The 16,041-nt window shown below is 66.1% G+C and carries 15 protein-coding genes; 5 read left to right on the forward strand and 10 right to left on the reverse strand.

The features are described from left to right. Positions 1-81 precede the first annotated feature (81 nt). The 3 genes from OEX18_00475 (at position 82) to OEX18_00485 (ending at position 3,469) form a co-directional block, all read left to right on the forward strand. The gene (locus tag OEX18_00475) at positions 82-1,116 is read left to right on the forward strand and encodes a tetratricopeptide repeat protein (GenBank protein ID MDH4335737.1); all 1,035 of its coding nucleotides are present in this window, start codon (positions 82-84) and stop codon (positions 1,114-1,116) included. A 171-nt stretch (positions 1,117-1,287) separates the two neighbouring features. Continuing rightward, positions 1,288-2,352 carry a polysaccharide deacetylase family protein gene (locus OEX18_00480; protein ID MDH4335738.1) on the forward strand — a complete coding sequence of 355 codons (1,065 nt, stop codon included), beginning with the start codon at positions 1,288-1,290 and terminating at the stop codon, positions 2,350-2,352. 28 nt (positions 2,353-2,380) lie between these two features. Beyond that, positions 2,381-3,469: a GNAT family N-acetyltransferase gene (locus OEX18_00485; protein ID MDH4335739.1), complete on the forward strand. Its 1,089-nt coding sequence runs from the start codon at positions 2,381-2,383 to the stop codon at positions 3,467-3,469. An 11-nt stretch (positions 3,470-3,480) separates the two neighbouring features. Here the strand turns inward: OEX18_00485 and OEX18_00490 are convergent, their stop codons facing one another. The 4 genes from OEX18_00490 to OEX18_00505 all read right to left on the reverse strand — a co-directional run bounded on the left by OEX18_00490 (position 3,481) and on the right by OEX18_00505 (position 7,845). Next, complete coding sequence (locus OEX18_00490) at positions 3,481-4,467, reverse strand: haloacid dehalogenase-like hydrolase (GenBank protein ID MDH4335740.1); 987 nt, start codon at positions 4,465-4,467, stop codon at positions 3,481-3,483. 129 nt (positions 4,468-4,596) lie between these two features. Then, a complete protein-coding gene (locus OEX18_00495; protein MDH4335741.1) occupies positions 4,597-6,003 on the reverse strand; it encodes a serine/threonine protein kinase in 1,407 nt (468 codons plus the stop codon). An 89-nt stretch (positions 6,004-6,092) separates the two neighbouring features. After that, on the reverse strand, positions 6,093-6,791 hold the full coding sequence (locus OEX18_00500; protein MDH4335742.1) for an FHA domain-containing protein: 699 nt from the start codon (positions 6,789-6,791) through the stop codon (positions 6,093-6,095). A gap of 175 nt (positions 6,792-6,966) precedes the next feature. Further along, positions 6,967-7,845 (reverse strand): NmrA family NAD(P)-binding protein, encoded by an 879-nt coding sequence (locus tag OEX18_00505; GenBank protein MDH4335743.1) that lies wholly within the window; start codon positions 7,843-7,845, stop codon positions 6,967-6,969. Between the two features lie 170 nt (positions 7,846-8,015). Between OEX18_00505 and OEX18_00510 the strand changes: the two genes are divergently transcribed. Both OEX18_00510 and arsS read left to right on the forward strand, forming a co-directional pair. After that, positions 8,016-8,360 carry an arsenosugar biosynthesis-associated peroxidase-like protein gene (locus OEX18_00510; GenBank protein MDH4335744.1) on the forward strand — a complete coding sequence of 115 codons (345 nt, stop codon included), beginning with the start codon at positions 8,016-8,018 and terminating at the stop codon, positions 8,358-8,360. A gap of 22 nt (positions 8,361-8,382) precedes the next feature. Beyond that, positions 8,383-9,408, forward strand: coding sequence for an arsenosugar biosynthesis radical SAM protein ArsS (gene arsS / locus OEX18_00515; protein MDH4335745.1), 1,026 nt, complete (start codon positions 8,383-8,385; stop codon positions 9,406-9,408). Positions 9,409-9,421: 13 nt separating this feature from the next. On the opposite strand, the gene OEX18_00520 is transcribed toward arsS, so the two are convergent. From OEX18_00520 to OEX18_00545, 6 genes are read right to left on the reverse strand one after another with little or no spacing between them, the layout of a single operon-like run. Further along, on the reverse strand, positions 9,422-10,369 hold the full coding sequence (locus tag OEX18_00520) for a hypothetical protein (protein MDH4335746.1): 948 nt from the start codon (positions 10,367-10,369) through the stop codon (positions 9,422-9,424). A 17-nt stretch (positions 10,370-10,386) separates the two neighbouring features. Continuing rightward, positions 10,387-11,337 carry a TonB family protein gene (locus OEX18_00525; GenBank protein ID MDH4335747.1) on the reverse strand — a complete coding sequence of 317 codons (951 nt, stop codon included), beginning with the start codon at positions 11,335-11,337 and terminating at the stop codon, positions 10,387-10,389. Beyond that, on the reverse strand, positions 11,334-11,750 hold the full coding sequence (locus OEX18_00530) for a biopolymer transporter ExbD (protein ID MDH4335748.1): 417 nt from the start codon (positions 11,748-11,750) through the stop codon (positions 11,334-11,336). Before OEX18_00530 ends, OEX18_00525 begins: the two co-directional genes overlap by 4 nt. 13 nt (positions 11,751-11,763) lie before the next feature. After that, positions 11,764-12,177 (reverse strand): biopolymer transporter ExbD, encoded by a 414-nt coding sequence (locus OEX18_00535; protein MDH4335749.1) that lies wholly within the window; start codon positions 12,175-12,177, stop codon positions 11,764-11,766. Positions 12,178-12,192: 15 nt separating this feature from the next. Beyond that, positions 12,193-12,903 (reverse strand): MotA/TolQ/ExbB proton channel family protein, encoded by a 711-nt coding sequence (locus OEX18_00540; protein ID MDH4335750.1) that lies wholly within the window; start codon positions 12,901-12,903, stop codon positions 12,193-12,195. Between the two features lie 22 nt (positions 12,904-12,925). Beyond that, on the reverse strand, positions 12,926-16,036 hold the full coding sequence (locus OEX18_00545; GenBank protein ID MDH4335751.1) for a tetratricopeptide repeat protein: 3,111 nt from the start codon (positions 16,034-16,036) through the stop codon (positions 12,926-12,928). Positions 16,037-16,041 lie beyond the last annotated feature (5 nt).

Here is a 16,041-nt window from a genome sequence, read left to right on the forward strand (position 1 = left end):
ATTAAAGAGACAGCCGCCCCCTGGCGGCGCGCTTGCGATATCCCCTCCCCGGAGCCGAACAACGGCCCAGGAGGTAAGACCATGTTGAAAGAACAGAAGTTCATGAGTCCCGTAGCATTGTTTGCGGCCGCGGCCGCACTCGCCGTGTTCGCCGCAGGGTGCGGCACCGACGAGGAAACGTTTCAGAGCAAGAACACCGTCAAGACCACCCCTGCGCCCCCGGCCCATGTGGCGACCACGCCGCCGGCGCGCACGCCGCTGGTCACCGTGCCGGAAGTTCCGGAGCCGCCGCGCGAGGTGACCTACGAAGAGGCGGAGGCGGCGTACAACGCGAAGCGCTACGACGAGGCGTGCGATCTTTTCATGCGTTACAGCGAGCGCAAGCCCGACAATCCGTGGGGGCACTATATGCTGGGGCTCTCCGCGTGGAAGGCCGGCGCGCTCGAAACCGCCGAGACCGAGTTCAGGCGCACCATCGCGCTCGACACGACGCACGTGAAGAGCTACGTCAACCTGGCGCGCGTGCTGCTGGACGCCGGACGTCCGGGCGAGGCGTACACCAATGCCGACAACGCGCTCATCATCGACGCGTCCTCGGTGGCGGCGTGGCGCGTGAAGGGCCGCGTGTGCCACACACTGGGACGCACCGACGAAGCCGTGGGTGCGTATCGCAACGCGATCCGGCTGGACCCCGAAGACGCGTGGTCGATGAACAACCTCGCGTTCATCTGGATCGAGCAGGAGCGATTCGAGGAGGCGCTGGGGCCACTGGCGCGCGCCATCGAGTTGCGTGGCGACGTGGCCGTGTTCCACAACAACCTCGGTATGGCATTGGAGCGAAGCGGCCACCCGTTGGCCGCGGAGGCCGAGTATGTCGCCGCGACCAACGCCGACCCGTTGTACGAAAAGGCCGCGTTGAATGGCGAACGCATCGCCCAGGTTTTGAAGGGTCCCGACGAAGTACCGGTGGATCTTGCGGGCCTCGCGCGCGACTTCGTCACCGGGATCGATGGAACGGACGAACCCGCGCTGGCGACCGCGACACCGGACCGCGCAGAGGTGCCGCCCGTGACATCGTCCGCGCCGGACTCCACGTTGGCCGACTCGAAGCGCTGACGCCGATGCCGTCCATTATCACAGCCCCGTCCCGCACGCCGGGACGGGGCTGTTGCCCGGTGGGGGAGAGCTAACCCGTTATTGCTCAAGGTTGTAAGCCAGTCGCCAACCGTGCTAGAATGGATGCTTGCGGCGCGGTCCCCGCGCCCAACCACCTGGAGCACAGCCTTTTTGCGGACCCTCTATTCCATCACCGAAGCGACCGGCATCAACCGGTTGTTCGCACACCTCAACCGGACCCAACCCATCGTGCTCGCCTTCCACGGGGTAACCGCGGAAGCGCCCGGCAACCTGTGCAACCACGAGGGCAAGCACCTGTATCTGCCCATCTTTGAGCGGCTCATGGAACACGTGGCCCGCAACTATGCGGTGGTGCCCCTGGCGCAGGTGGCGGACTGGGTGGATGGCCGCGCAAAGCTGCCCGAGAACGCGGTTGCACTCACGTTCGATGATGGCTACCGCAACGTGTTCACCAACGCGGCCCCGGTTCTGAAACGGCTCGGCATGCCTTCGACATTGTTCGTGGTAACGGACTTCGTGTTCCACCAGCGTATGCTGTGGCCGGATCGTCTCATGAGTGCGATTGCCATGACCCACGCGCCGCGCGTGTCGGTACCGGCAAGCGGCGGGCAACTGGAACTCCCCCTGGGTGACGACCGCGAGAGGCGCGCGGCCGACGCTTACATCTGCGCGCTGTGCAAGCGCATGCCCGAGAAGGACAAGCAGAGCTTCCTGGACTACGTCATCGGGGAGATGCACGTTCCTGAGCAGGAGATCATCGGTGCGTGGCAGGATCACGCCCCCATCCAGCCAGACGAACTGAGGGAACTGAAGGAGTACGGCATGGAAATCGGGTCGCACACCTGCAGCCACGGTATTGTGACGCGTTTCACGCCGGACGCAATGACGCACGAACTCGCCGTCTCCAAACTGCTGCTGGAGCAGGTTACCGGCCGCCCGTGCGCGGAGTTCAGCTACCCGAACGGGGCCATCGGCGATTTCAACGATGAGAGCCGCACCCACGTGACCAGGGCCGGTTACCGTTGTGCGGTGACCACGGTGAAGCGTCGCGTCGCACGCGGCGACGATCGTTACCAGATTCCAAGGTGTATCCTCACCCACAATCAAATTACGACCGCGGAGTTCTCCGCCCATGTCAGCGGCTTGCCGGCCTTTCTGCGCGCGGTTCGAGCGCGTGTAACCGGGGCGGGCCCGGCGCAGGAAACCGCGGCGTGAGACCCTGTTGGCAAGGAACTGGCCGCCCATGAACAAGCACACGCTGCCCATCGTCGCCTACCAGCCCGATCAGCACGCCGAGGCGCTGTTCCGATTCATCGAAAAGGTCCTGGGCAAGGAGATGTGCGAGCGCCGCCGCCGCGTCATCGAGACCATGCATACCACCATGCCCGGTCACGATCGCTTTCCGCTGCGCCACGTCATCGTGGACGGCGACCGCATCGCGGGAACGCTGGGTTACATGCCGGCGGACTTCTGGGTGAACGGCAAGCGGGTGGCGGTGCGCTTCACCCACGACCTGCTGGTGGACCCGGACTACCGTGGCGCGGGACTGGGCCGGTTGATCGTGGACAACGCGCGCGCGCTGGGGGACTTCTTTCCGGGGGGCATGTGGATGACGGATCCGTGCCGCAAGATCCATGTGGATTGCGGCTTCAAGGATGCAACTCCCCTGGTGACATACAGCCTGGTGCTGGACCCGGTGGCGTTCGTGGTGCGCAAGAGCATGTCGGGGCTCAAGGGTCTTGCCAGCCGCACGGCGCTTTCCGCAAGCCGGACGTTCGCGCTGGCGCGGGCGCGGAGGCTGGCGTCACACACTTCGCTGCGCGAGGTAGAGCGCTTCGATCCGTCAATGGATGGCGCATGGGAAACCCTCGCGCGCGGCTATGGCATCACCCGTGTGCGCGACGCCGCCTATCTCAACTGGAAGTACTCGGACCATCCCTCGCTGGACTACCACAATCTCGTCGCGATGCGTGCCGACACGCCCACCGGCTTCCTGGTGTGGCGGCTCGCGCCGCCGGGCGCGGAGGAGAAGCGGGCGGTGGCGGTCGATTTCCTCACCGCCCGCGGCGATGCGCAGACGTTGCGCCGGTTGATTGCGCGCGTGGTGGTGGAAGCGCACGCGGCGGGTATGGAATCGGTCTCGGTGTTGACCACCCAGACATGGGCGGCGAGCACCCTGCGCGGCCTGGGCTTCATGCCGCGCGCGGCCCGCAACACCTGGGTAGTGGCCGGGTGGGAGAAGGTCATTCCTTACGAGTGGCTTTCCGACACCACCGCCTGGCACGTGTGCCTGGGCGATTCCGACGGAGACATGTGGACGGGGAGCATCTAGCGCCGCGGGGTCTAGTGCTGCGTCGGGAAGACCGCGTTCCAGTCGTCCCGCATGTCCACCACCAGCCAGTGCTTTGCGCGCGCCTCATCGAGCGCCTTGTCCAGCCGTCCTATCGGTGACTCGCGATCGTAGGCCCATTCACGTCCGTCGTCGGTGTGATGGATGAGCGCCGCGAGCCGCGGTCCGGGTCCACCGGCGGTCCACTGCAGCATCTGCAGGTCGCCGTCTGAGTTTCCGAACGCGATGACCGGCCGCCGCCCGATGAAGCGCTGGATGCCGATCGGCTTTTCTTCCTTGTCGTCGATGAACTCGAGCTCGGGAAGACGCGTCAGGACCGGCGTTCCGTCCTTGCGAATCTCGAACCTGGTCTTGATCTGGCTTCCGATGACCTGCTCGGGGGGAATGCCATACACGCCTTCGGTCCAGGGACGCATGAAGTCGATGCCGCCGCCGGACACGATGTAGGTCTTGTAGCCGCGCTCGCGCAGGTAAGACAACAGTTCCAGCATGGGCTGATACGCGCACTGGATGTACGCCCTGTCCAGCGTGGGATGCGACGACACCGCCACCCAGTCCTTCACGATCTCCGCAAACTCATCCGTGGTCATGCCCGCGTGCGTTGCCATGACGATCTCCGCGATGGCCTTGTGTCCGCCGGCGAGTGCGCCTCTCGTGTCGCCCGCCAGCAGGGAGCGGAATGGCTCGCGGTTGCGCCACTCGGGATGTTGGGGGGCGAGGACCTTCACACGGTCGATCGCGAACGCGAGCTGGATGTACATGGGCTGCTCGGCCCACAGCGTGCCGTCGTTGTCGAATACCGCGACTCGTTCACGCTCTGGAACGAACTCGGGGTCGCCCGGCGAGGACGTGTGGCGCACGAAGTCCAGGATGGCCGTCTTTACCGGGCCGTCGTTCCACGAGGGGAGCGGGTCGGTGGCCACGGCGGACGCGGTCGCTTCTTCCTGCGAATCGTTGGACGATCGCGAGCATCCCCACACGAACACCGCGCTGGCGGTGAGTACGACGAGCCACAAGCATGAAAACTTCTCAATCAGACGCATTGTTTTCCTCCCTGCGCGCAGTATACCACCGTGCAGGAGGTGCGTCACCAATCGGGGCAAATCGCGTCAGCGGGCGGGAGTGGCGGGCGACGCGGACGAACCGAGCGTGGCGAGCTGCGCCAGTTCCGCGGCGACGTCTGCCATGCGCGCGGGGCGCTGGTCCGGCGACTTTGCCAGCATGCGCGACACGAGTGCATCGAGCGCGGGAGGAACCGGCTCGCGCGTTGCGCGTGAGGCAAGCGGTGGCGCGGGCCTGCGGACGTGCTGGGCGAGCACGCTCGCCAGTTCTCCGGTGAAGGGCACCGAGCCCGCGATCATCTGGTGCAGGATGATGCCGAGCGCGTAGACGTCGGTGCGGTGATCGACGGCGTTGCCGTCGGCCTGCTCGGGGCTCATATAGTGGGGCGATCCCATCACCGCGCCCTCCAGGGTGTGCGCGGTTCCGGTCGCAATCTTGGCCAGGCCGAAGTCGGTCACCTTGGGCGTGCGCGCGTCGGCCATGAGGACGTTGGCGGGTTTGAGATCGCGGTGAACGACGCCGCGCTCGTGCGCGTATTCAAGCGCGTCCGCAATGCGCGCTGCCAGCGCGACCGCGTCCGCGACGGCCATCGGCCCGCTCTGCTTGAGCAGCGCGGCGAGATCCCCCCGCTCCACCAGTTCCATCGCCATCCACAGGTGGCCGTTATGCTCGACCAGGTCGAATACCTGGACGATGTGCGGGTGCGAAAGCATCGCGAGCACGCGCGCCTCGCGCTGGAAGCGCGCGATTTCCTCCTCCGTTCCGGAAAGGGGAAGCTGTTTGAGTGCCACGTCGCGCTGTAGAACCTCATCGGTCGCGCGGAATACGACGCCGTAACCGCCGCGACCAATACGCTGGGAGACCGAGTAGCGCCCACCGACGAGCGGGGTCGTGCCGTCCTGTTGGGACAGCGCCGCGCCTCCGATCCGCGGTACAGATGTTTCCTCGCGGATGGTGGCGACGTTGTGGGCGTCGTCGTTGTGATCCGCCAGTTGCTGGTCGATCTCGAGAACGCGCTGGTTGAGGGCAGACTCGCGCGCAGGATCACAGGTCAGGTCCAGCGCTGAACGGTACATCTCCGCGCTTCTCAGCGGCGAGTGCAGTCGCACGGTGTCGGCGTCACGTTCGCGCCGCGAGCTCTCCGCCTCCGCCCGCTCGACCGCCACCGGGAGGTGCGCGAGCAGGAGCAGGAGTACCAGTCCGCCGCCGGCACAAGTGGCCAGCGCGTCCAGCGTGAACGCAGCGCGCTTGCGCTGCACGTCCGAACGACTGGATCCGCTGAACACGCCGGTGATGTGTTGACCCAGGCTCTTGCGGGGACCCACGGCATCCAGCACTGCATCACGACCGTGGGGATGAACGAAGGCCAGAAACAGAATGACCGCTGCGAGTGTCGCTTGTGCCACCCACGCGGTCATGAGCCAGCGCACCAGGATGCGTGGTTTTCGCTTCATCGCCGGTAGAAACGCGGATGAACTCCGCGCGCGCCCGACCACGCCGGAGGTGGTGGTGATCACCGGCCGGACAAACCGCCACTGCGCGATCATGGATCGACGGAAACGCCCGTGTGTTGCGTGAAGGAGAATGAGAAATCACCGATCACAATGGCGCAGCCGTCGGACAGCTCGCGGTCCTTCACCGCCTCGCCGTCCACCTTGACGCGCGTCCTTCCATCCAGATGGCGGATCGAGTAATGCCCGCCAAGAAAGCGAATCTCGGCGTGATAGGGCGCGATGCCACGGCCGCGAATGATGATGTCGGCCGCTTCGTCACTGCCGATGATCATGAGCCCGCGATCCAGTGAGTAGGTCCGCTCGCGGTCCGGTGAGGTTTCGGTGAGCGTGGCCGGGTTGGTGATGGGGCCGGGCTGGTTATCGGCGCCGGCGAGCAGGGTGGACTCGAACAGCACTGGGTCCGCGGCGACGCTCCCGTCCGGCGCGGCGACGCGGCAGATGATGTTGTGCTTGCCGATGGTGATGATGTCCCCATGCGACAGTCTCGCATGATCGACGTGCACGCCGTTGACGCGCGTGCCGTTGGCACTCTCGTGGTCGCGGATGATGAGGCCGTCCGGTGACATTTCAATGGTGGCGTGCAGTCGCGACACGGACAGGTTGTCGATCACGATGTGGTTGTCGGCCGTGCGACCGATCTTGATGGCGGTTTCTCCCACCGGCCACCGCCCGAGTTCGCTGCCCTTGAACTCCAGCGAAAGGATGTAGCCGTGCGATGGCTGGCTCATGCGTCGTCTCCCGCGGGGATGCGCGTAACGTGTTGTAAGACAATTGAATAAAAGTGCCGGCTGCCAGGGGGAGAGGTGCAAAAAGCATGCCGGGGACACCCGCCCCGGGGGCCACGCCGCGCGGCCCTATGCCACCGTCAGCTATTGATCGGCTGGCGCGCCGGGATCGCGGCGCCTACATGGCTCGAAACGCAATCGCGAGCACCTCTTTGGCGAAGTCCTCGAAGCGCGTCGGGGTGGTGTTGTGCGCGTTGCGGCCCTGGGTGCTCACCACGAGACCCTCGTTGATGCCGCGCGACATCTCGACGTACAGCGACGCTATGCTTTCCGAGAGCCCCATTGCCTTCATGCCCTCCAGCGCCGCGTCGTAGGGGAACTGCATGTACTGCAAATCGGGGTGCTCGATGGCCTCGCCGATGATGTGTGTGACCCGTTCCATGGTGAGGTCTGCGGCGCCCAGCGCTTCGCGCACCGTCGGTCCCTTGAAGTCGAGCTTCATGAGCGCCGCTGCCGCCGCCTCACCCACGTCGTGGGATGCGATCATCGGGATGGGTACATCGCCCCGAATTGCCGAACCGTTGATGCCCTGCTGCTTGATCAGACCCAGCGTGGGAAAGTGGTTCTCGAAAAAGTACCCCGCGCGCAGGAACGCGGCATTCAACCCGTTGATGCTCTTGAAGCGTTCCTCCTGCTCGTGCAACCCCGCAATCGGGCCCGTCCCCTGCTTGTGCTGCGCACCGACGCTGCTCAAAAAGACGATGTTCTTGACACCGCTCTTGCGCACGGCTTCGGTGATGGCTTCCCCCACCCGGGTCTGGTGCGCGCGGTAGTCGGGCGCGGCCAGGTCGGGCGGAATCATTGTGTATACTGCTTCGCTGCCCTGAAATGCGCGGGCAAGGAAGGCGGTGTCGGTGGCATCCCCCGCCATGGCTTCGGCACCACGGTTGACGAGGGGCTGCAGGCGTTCGCCGGAACGCCCGAGGACCCGGACCTTCTTGCCCGCGTCCAGCAGCGAGCTGGCCGCGACGCGGCCCGTGTTTCCAGTGGCTCCCATGATTGTAATCATCCGAGGTCTCCTTCTGCTGCGTATTGATCAGGGCAAACATACCGCACACGGCGGCCGTTTTCAAATCTCAAGGCCGTTGACCCCGGCGCGCGGCGGACGTACCTTGTGTGCTGTCCTTTCCGTCCCGCCCGTAACGACGCCCTAAAGGGAGGCCGAACGTGTCCGACGATCGCGAAAACTACTACCACGAGGCCGACCTGGCCCGCTTTGGTGAGATGGGCGAGAACGTGCCCGAGCTGGCGAAGAAGTTCTTCGACTGGTACGGCGCGGTATTCGCCGATGGCGCGCTTTCGGCGCGCGAGAAGTCACTCATCGCCCTGGCGGTGGCGCACGCCGTCCAGTGTCCGTATTGCATCGACGCCTACAGCAAGGACTCGCTGGAGAAGGGCGCCGACCTGGACCAGATGACCGAGGCGGTCCACGTTGCGGCCGCCATTCGTGGGGGCGCGTCGCTGGTGCACGGTGTGCAGATGAGGAATCACGCCCTCAAGATCGGCATGTAATCCGTTGAAGACTTCTCCCTCATTGAAGTCCCGCGGGGCCGCACTCGCGTCCAGCGATGCGCAACTGCAGGCGCTCGCGGAACTCCCGCTCACGCGTGAATTTCCGGAAGCGCTGGCATCGGCGGGGCTGCACCCGCTCAAACCCACCGGCATCGAAATAATGCAGATCAATGTCGGGAAGCTGTGCAATCAGACCTGCCGCCACTGCCACGTGGACGCCGGCCCCGACCGGCGCGAGAGCATGACGCGCGAAACCATGCAGCTGTGCCTGGATGCGCTGTCGCGAACCTCCATTCCCGTCGTTGACATCACCGGTGGGGCGCCCGAACTCAACCCGGACTTTCGCTGGCTGGTGGAGCGTTGTCGCGAACTGGGCCGTCATGTGATGGACCGCTGCAATCTCACCATCCTCGAGGTTCCCTCGCAGCGCGACACGCCCGAGTTTCTCGCCCGGCACAACGTGGAGGTGGTGTGCTCGCTGCCGCACTACCGCGCGGCCGGCACCGACCGCCAGCGCGGCGACGGCGTGTTCGAAAAGTCGATTGCGGCGCTCAGGCGCCTCAACCAGCTGGGATACGGGGACGGGGTGTCGGGCCTGCGCCTGGTGCTGGTTACCAATCCGGTGGGCGCGTTCATCCCGGGGGCGCAGGCGTCGTTGGAACGCGAATGGAAGCGGGAACTGCTGCGCCTGCACGGCGTGCGCTTCGATGCGCTGTACTGCATCACCAACATGCCCATCAGCCGCTACCTGGAGTGGCTGATTACCTCTGAGAATCTCGAGGGGTACATGGAGCGGCTGGTCAACGCGTTCAACCCGGTTGCCGCGCGCGGCGTGATGTGCCGCAACACCATCTCGGTCGGTTGGGATGGCGTCGTCTACGACTGCGACTTCAACCAGATGCTGGATCTTCCGGTGGCGCCGGTGGGTGTGCGCCACATCCGCGACTTCGATGTCGACGCGCTCAACGCGCGTTCCATCGTTACCGACCGCCACTGCTTCGGCTGCACCGCCGGCGCCGGGTCGAGTTGCGGTGGCGTAACCTCGTGAGCTTCCGCGGACTCTAGCCCTTCCCTGGGGCGGCTTTGGTGGTCGCGGCGGTGCCCGTCTGAATCACGATGGCGGCACGCTCCGCGCCACCCGAATCCACCAGCGTCGTGGTGGTGACCCGCGAGCCTTCGCCGCGCAGGAGCGGCCGCAGGCTGTTGGCGATTTCATCCGCAATCGACTTGGCCAGCGCAAAGGTGGGCGCGGTGACTTCCACGCGCACCGCGCGGTTGGCATCCCCGCTCTCGTTGATGCGCGAGGCGGCTTCCTGGACGTAGGCCGCTGGCACCGACGCGGCGTCGGTCGCGATGGCAAACGACATGCGCACGTCGGAGCCCTTCTCGTCCAGGTAGGGCGGAATCTGGAACGACTCACCCACGAAGCTGCGCTTGTTGCCGGCCTTGTCCATGGCGTTCAGCACGTACGAGTAGGTAAGGTCCGTCCGTGCCGGAGTGCCATCCAGGGTGGCTCCGTCCCACGCGATTTCGGTGGGCGGCTTTCCCTTGCCTTCGAATGCCGCCACGCGGCCGCCGCGCGAATCCGCCACTTCCAGGGACCAGCGCTCGACGCCGCTCACCTGGGGACGGAAACTCGCCACCGGTCCGGTGCGGAAGCCGTCGAACCACGGCTGCGGCGTGTACCACGCGCGGTCGAACGCGGAGCGCGCCAGCAACGGTCCGGTGAAGTCGAACGACTCGGGTGCGAGCACGATCATCAGGCTTTCCCAGTCGAGGCCCGGTGCCGTTGACGGATCCAGCGTGAGTTCCAGGGGAGGGCGTACGAACTGGACGCGCACGCGGTCCTCGCCCTCCACGGTGATGCTTTCCAGCGTCTTGCCCTTGCTGCCGCCCGGAATCGTCATCGAGGTGTCGGTCGGCGCGGCGCTCTGCTCCGCGGCGTTCGCGGTGGCGGCGAGCGTGGTAAGGGCCAGGGCGCACGCGGTGATGCCGAGTCTGCTGATCATGAGAAACCTGCCTCCGGTTACTGTGCGTCACTCAACCGGTAGTTGAACGTGATTCGTCCCCACTGCTCTCCCGAGCCGGGCAACGCCTGAAACTTCCATTGGCGCAGTGCCGCCACGGCGCCGGTATCAAAGTCTGAGAAGCCGCTGGTGCGCTCCACCACGATGTTCTCCTTGATGCGTCCATCGGGGAGAACATAGAAGTACAGCGTCACGGATCCTTCCACACCGTCGCGCTTGGCCCATTCGGGGTAGCGCGGAACCTCGTACGAGACCAGGGGCCGGCTGGCCACCGGTCCCACCAGTTGCGCCCCGGCCAGGTTGCGCGACGCGGTGCTGGTGGTAGACGCGGACGGTCCGGGCCTGGCGACATCCGGCTTCGCGACCGGGACCGCCGCCACCGGGGTTCCCGCGCGAGCGTCGGTTCGTTGCAGCGCCACCGGTGGTCCGGACGCCGGCTTGGCGTCGCGCGACAGCGCGGACGGATTGCTCGCGGGCCGCGCCTCCGCGGTTGTCACGCCGGCGAGTGTCGGGGTGCCCACCTTGGGCGGCGGCACCAGCGACGCGATGCGCGTGCGGTCGGTGCTGCCGTTCTGTTCCATTGCGTCGATCTTGTCGGAGAGAATGTCCGCGACGGCGCGCGTCTGCGGCCGCGGCGCCACTTCCGCGCGCTGCAGCGGACGCTCGAAGTGTTCGGGCGTCTCGGCGGGGTTCGCCGCCTTCTGTTTGACCTCTTCCACGGGCGCGCTCTTTGTCTCCTCGCGCGCCACCGGGGGAGCAGCCTGTTCCGCGGCCAGCGTGGCCGCGTCGATCCAGGTGATTTCGGTCAGCCCCGCCGACTCCGATGCCGCCTTGTGCGAGAAGATCAGCAGCAGCAGGATGGCGGCGTGGACGGCCGTGCTGATGGCCATCGATCGCCGTGTCGAGCGTTCGATGGCATTGAACTCGAGGGTGAGAAATTTCTCGTTCATCGCTGGCTGCCTCGCTGGGTGGTCGCGATGGCGATGCGTTTTGCACCGGCGGACTTGGCTTCGGAGATCAATGCCTGCACGGTGGCGTAGGGAACCCCCTCGTCTGCGCGAACCACGAGCAGATTGTCCTCTTTGTTCCTCAACTTTTTGTCCAGGAACGAGGCCACCTGTCCGTAGCCCACCTTGGTGTCGTCGATGGCGATCTCACCCGTTCGGCCGATGGTCAGCGTGACGCGCTGGGAGCTGGCCATGCTCCGCGTCTCGGCGGGCGGAAGCCTGATCTCCATGTCGGACAGTGCAATCATCGGCGCCGTGACCATGAGGATGATGACCAGCACCAGTGCCACGTCGATGATCGGTGTCACGTTGATCTTGGCAACCGTGGATGTATGCTCGATGAAGGGTCGGTTCATGTGTTGCCTCGGTCTACTTTTCGACGACGGCGATCTCACCCGCGCCGCATTGCTTCGCCTGGTCGAGAACATTGACGAACGCCCCGTGGCTGACCCCGCTTCGGCAGCTGATAACGACACCGCGCTCCTTGGCGGTGTCGATGAGGGGCCGCAGCGTCTCGCTCAGGTCGGCGCGCATGAGCGCGGTGCGGTTGACCAGCACGGTCGAGTCCGAGAGGAGGACGATCTCGACCCGCGGGTCACGCTCCTGCTTTTTGGCGCTCTTGGCGGCCTGGGCCGCGCTGCGCACGTCGATGCTCGACTCGAACGCCAGCGGCGTTGTGAGCAGCAGCATCACCACCAGCACCAGCGAGACGTCGATCAACGGCGTCACGTTGACTTCGTGGTTGGACCCGTCGGGTCCGTCTTGTCTGCGGAAGAAGCGCAAGCTTGTTCCTCCTGGTCAACCCACGCTGACCGGCTGCGGTGCGGGCATGCTCTGGGTGGCCGATTCGCGCACACCGTCGGTCGGACGCGGACTCGACGGTCCGGAACCACTGCGCCGGGCCAGCCACGCGCGGATGGTGCGGGCGTGGTTCTCCGACATGGTGAGCATGACGGTGGAGCGCCGGATGAAATGGTTGTACAGGATGAGCGCGGGCACGGCGACGACGAGTCCCACCGCCGTCGTGACGAGCGCCTCGGCGATACCCGCGGCCACAACCGTCGGGGCCGCCGACCCCACGCGCGCCATGTCGTGGAAGGCACGCATGATGCCCCACACGGTTCCGAGCAGTCCCACCAGCGGGGCGGCACCGGCCATGGTTCCCAGCACGTTGAGGTTGCGCTCCAGCAGCAGCTTCTGCCTGCTCAGCTCCACGTAGATCTTCTCGTCGAGATCCGCGACTTCCTCGCTCTGCGCGCCGACGACGATCTCGAGCACCGGGCCCACCGGGTGCGTGCACTTGCCACAGCTCCACAGGGCTTCCTTGACCTCGCCCTTCTTGAGCCGCTGCGAAACCTCGTGCGCCATGGTGTCGGGATTGCCGCGGCGGCGCCAGAAGTAGATGGCCCGCTCGACCGCCACGCCAAGCGTGACGATGCTGAACAGGATCAGGATGATCATCGACGGACTCTCGGCCGTCAGCTTCAACCAGTCGAACTCGCTGAACATCGGGATGCCTCCTCTTTGGCCGTTACCGGCGGGACTCGAGCTCGGTCGCACGTTCCTTGGCCGCGACGACGAGCTCCGGATCCGTCGCGTTCTTGATGAGATCGCGATAGGCGGTGAGCGCCTTCCCGAACTCCTGGTTTCTCTCGTGCACTGCGGCACTGCGCGCCAGGGCCGAGAGACGGTATGGATTGGACTTGTCGCCGCACTTCGCGGCAGCCGCGTAGGAAGAGAGCGCGGCCTTCTCGTCGCCTGACTGTTCCTCGCAGTAACCGGCCCGGAACTGCACCTCGACGCGCAGATCGGTTTCGAGACTCGCCGCCAGGGCCGCGTTGTACTCGCGCGCTGCCTCGGCGTAACGGCCCGCGTCCTCGTTGATGGCACCGAGCTGGAATGCGACTTGGCCGGCACGACGGTCGCGCGGATAGTCCGCCCGGTACTGCTCGAGCAGGGCCTGTGCGGCATCTACGTCGCCGAGCATGCGCTGGCACAGGGCCAGGTTGTAGCGGGCGGCGGATCTGAGTTCAGCCGGGACGCTGTCGGAGAGTACGGCGGTGAAGTCCACCGCCGCGCGCATGTAGTCGCCCTCTGCGAAACGGCTGGCGCCCAGTTGCAACTGCACGGTCGGACGCAGCTCGCTCGCCGGGAAGAACGTGACGAACTGTTCCCACGCACCGCGCGCCTCGGCTTCGCGACCGGAACGGCTGTACGAGTCGCCCATCAGGTAGAGTGAGCGGTCGCCGGCCGAGTAGGAGGGGAACTGGCTGACGACACGGCGGAACGCCTCCGCGGCGCCCTCGAAGTCATCCGCCTGGTAGCGCCGCAGTGCGATCTCATACTGGGCATCCGCGGCGAAGCTGCTGGAGGGGAAGCGCTCCACCAGTTCGGCCAGCACTTCCTCGCCGTTCTCTTTCTGGCCCAGCTGATACAGGGCCAGCTCGATGCCGCGTTTCGCATCCTCAGCCACCGCGTGGTTGGGGAAGCGCTCGATGACCATGGAGTAGGCCTCGATGGACTCCGGATAGTGGCCGGCGTTGTAGTCGCACTGCGCGATGCGCAGCGTTCCCACCGCCGACGAGCGGCTGTCCGCAAAATTGGTGGTGAGGCTCAGGTAACAGGCCTTCGCCTCTTCGTAGTGGCCCGCGGTGAAATAGACGTCACCCGCCCGCACCAGCGACTTCTCCGCGATGGGGGCGGTGGGGTCCATCCGCGCGACTTCCTCCCAGCGGTCCACGGCGTCGCCGTCCTGTCCCAGGCGCAGGTAGCACATGCCGGCCTGGTAGAGGGCCTGCGCACGGTCGGGGTGCGACGGGAAGCTGGCGAGGAACGATTCATAGGCCTTGGCGGCCTCTTTGTAGTGCTTCTCGTTGAAGAGAATGTGCGCCTTGTTGAGATAGGCGAAGCTCATGTCGCTCGACGCGCCGCTGGACGCGTAGCGGGCCAGCATGCGGTCCTGCGTCTGCATGGCCAGGTCGAGCTCGCCTTCCTGCGAGTAGGACCACGCCAGCAGCCGGTACGCGGGTACCGCGACGTCGGGGGTGGTGAACTCGGCGAGCAACTGCGTCAGCATCTGCTGCGCCTCGTCCTGCCGGCCCTGTGCGGCCAGAGCGTCAGCGTCGATCAGGAGTGCATTCGCGCGCCACAGCGACTTGCTGGGCGGCATGCGCTGCAGCAGCAGGTGGGGAATGCCCGAGAGCAGCCCCAGGTTTCCGGCGCGGTGGTAGGAGAGTTCCAGCAGGCACAGTGACGCCTCCACCAGTTCCTGCTTCTCCGGCGTTTCGAATTCGATGGTGCCCTCGCCGCGCACGGGCGCATAACGATCGAGCACGACGCGGAAGTAGGGCGCGGCCGCCGCGTAGCGGTTCTGCGACAGCAGTCCCGCGCCGGCCAGGTAGGCCGCGGCGGGTGCCTCGCGCGACGTCGGGTATCCGGAAACGACCGCCTGGTACGCACCCGTTGCCTCGGCGGGCCGGCCCAGGGCGTCGAGACTGCGCGCCACGCGGTACTGCGCCAGCGAGGCCAGGCCATGCTGGAAGTAGCGCGTCAGCACCTTGTTGAACTCGACGATGGCGGCCTCGTACTGCTCCGCCGAAAACAGCACCTCGCCCAGAACAATCTGTGCGCGTGCGGCGATCGTCGTGCCGGCGTACTCGGAGGCGACGGCACGCAACTGCGCCGTGCCTTCGTCGAATTCGCCGGCCAGAACCGTGGATGCTGCTCCGCGCAGGCGCGCCTCGGCGCGGACCTCATCGGAGTTCACCGCGGCAACGACTTTGGCGAACTCCTCCGCCGCGCTCGCGTAGGCGCCGCTCTTGAAGAAGACATTGGCCTTGGCCAGTCTGGCGACGTCGCGCAGGCGCGGATCGTCGTAGCGGTCCGCGACTTCCTGGTAACGGGCGGCCGCCTTGAGCGGTTTGCCGGTGGCCTCGTCGGTGAGCGCGCGCAGGTACACGCACGCCGGATCCAGCGACGTCCCGCTCGGCTCCACCTTCACGTCGGAATAGCGACCCTCCAGGAACGCCGTGGTTCCCTCGGCCAGCGTCAAGCGGGCGTCATTGGCGAGCCACGGGAACTCGCGTCGGGTCTGCGCGAGTATAGAGACGGCCAGACCGACGCTGTCGCGGCGAATGGCGTTCCACGCGCGCGCCAGCATTGCCTCGCTGCGCGCGGGAGAGTTCGGGTTGTCTCGCAGCCACTTCACCCACTCCTTCTCCGCGTCCTCGTCGCGTCCCGTCGCTTCCAGAGTCTGGATGGCGGCGAGGCTCGCGTCGTCCACGAGGGGCGTCCTCTTTGCGTCCTTGCCAGCCTCGCGGTACGTCTTGTTGGCCTGGTCGTACTGCCCGAGCGCAAACAGGATCTCGCCGGCCAGGAAACGCGCCGCGGCCTTCTGCTCCTTCGGCACATCACCATCCAGGAACAGGCTCATGCGGCGGTCGAGATCCACGATGGCGGCGGTTCTTTCCGGCGCCGGCAGGTGCTGCGCCGCGTCGAACGCCAGCCCGATGTCGGAAAGTGGCTCCACCGGTGCACCCGCGCGCGCAGCTGCAGACACGGCAATCGTGCCGAGCGCGAGCAGTGCCAGCGCGGCGCCCTGGCGGCGCATGCGTTCGGCCATGAGAGTCAACTGGTTGCGCATGTCCT

Source organism: Candidatus Krumholzibacteriia bacterium, assembly GCA_029865265.1.
GTDB lineage: Bacteria > Krumholzibacteriota > Krumholzibacteriia > WVZY01 > JAKEHA01 > JAKEHA01.

Bases quoted from the DNA above. Each gene is read 5' to 3' on its own strand.
- OEX18_00475 (MDH4335737.1), top strand. From the start codon at position 82: ATGTTGAAAGAACAGAAGTTCATGAGTCCCGTAGCATTGTTTGCGGCC.
- OEX18_00485 (MDH4335739.1), top strand. From the start codon at position 2,381: ATGAACAAGCACACGCTGCCCATCGTCGCCTACCAGCCCGATCAGCAC.
- OEX18_00495 (MDH4335741.1), bottom strand. From the start codon at position 6,003: ATGAAGCGAAAACCACGCATCCTGGTGCGCTGGCTCATGACCGCGTGG.
- OEX18_00500 (MDH4335742.1), bottom strand. From the start codon at position 6,791: ATGAGCCAGCCATCGCACGGCTACATCCTTTCGCTGGAGTTCAAGGGC.
- OEX18_00505 (MDH4335743.1), bottom strand. From the start codon at position 7,845: ATGGGAGCCACTGGAAACACGGGCCGCGTCGCGGCCAGCTCGCTGCTG.
- OEX18_00520 (MDH4335746.1), bottom strand. From the start codon at position 10,369: ATGATCAGCAGACTCGGCATCACCGCGTGCGCCCTGGCCCTTACCACG.
- OEX18_00525 (MDH4335747.1), bottom strand. From the start codon at position 11,337: ATGAACGAGAAATTTCTCACCCTCGAGTTCAATGCCATCGAACGCTCG.
- OEX18_00530 (MDH4335748.1), bottom strand. From the start codon at position 11,750: ATGAACCGACCCTTCATCGAGCATACATCCACGGTTGCCAAGATCAAC.
- OEX18_00540 (MDH4335750.1), bottom strand. From the start codon at position 12,903: ATGTTCAGCGAGTTCGACTGGTTGAAGCTGACGGCCGAGAGTCCGTCG.
- OEX18_00545 (MDH4335751.1), bottom strand. From the start codon at position 16,036: ATGCGCAACCAGTTGACTCTCATGGCCGAACGCATGCGCCGCCAGGGC.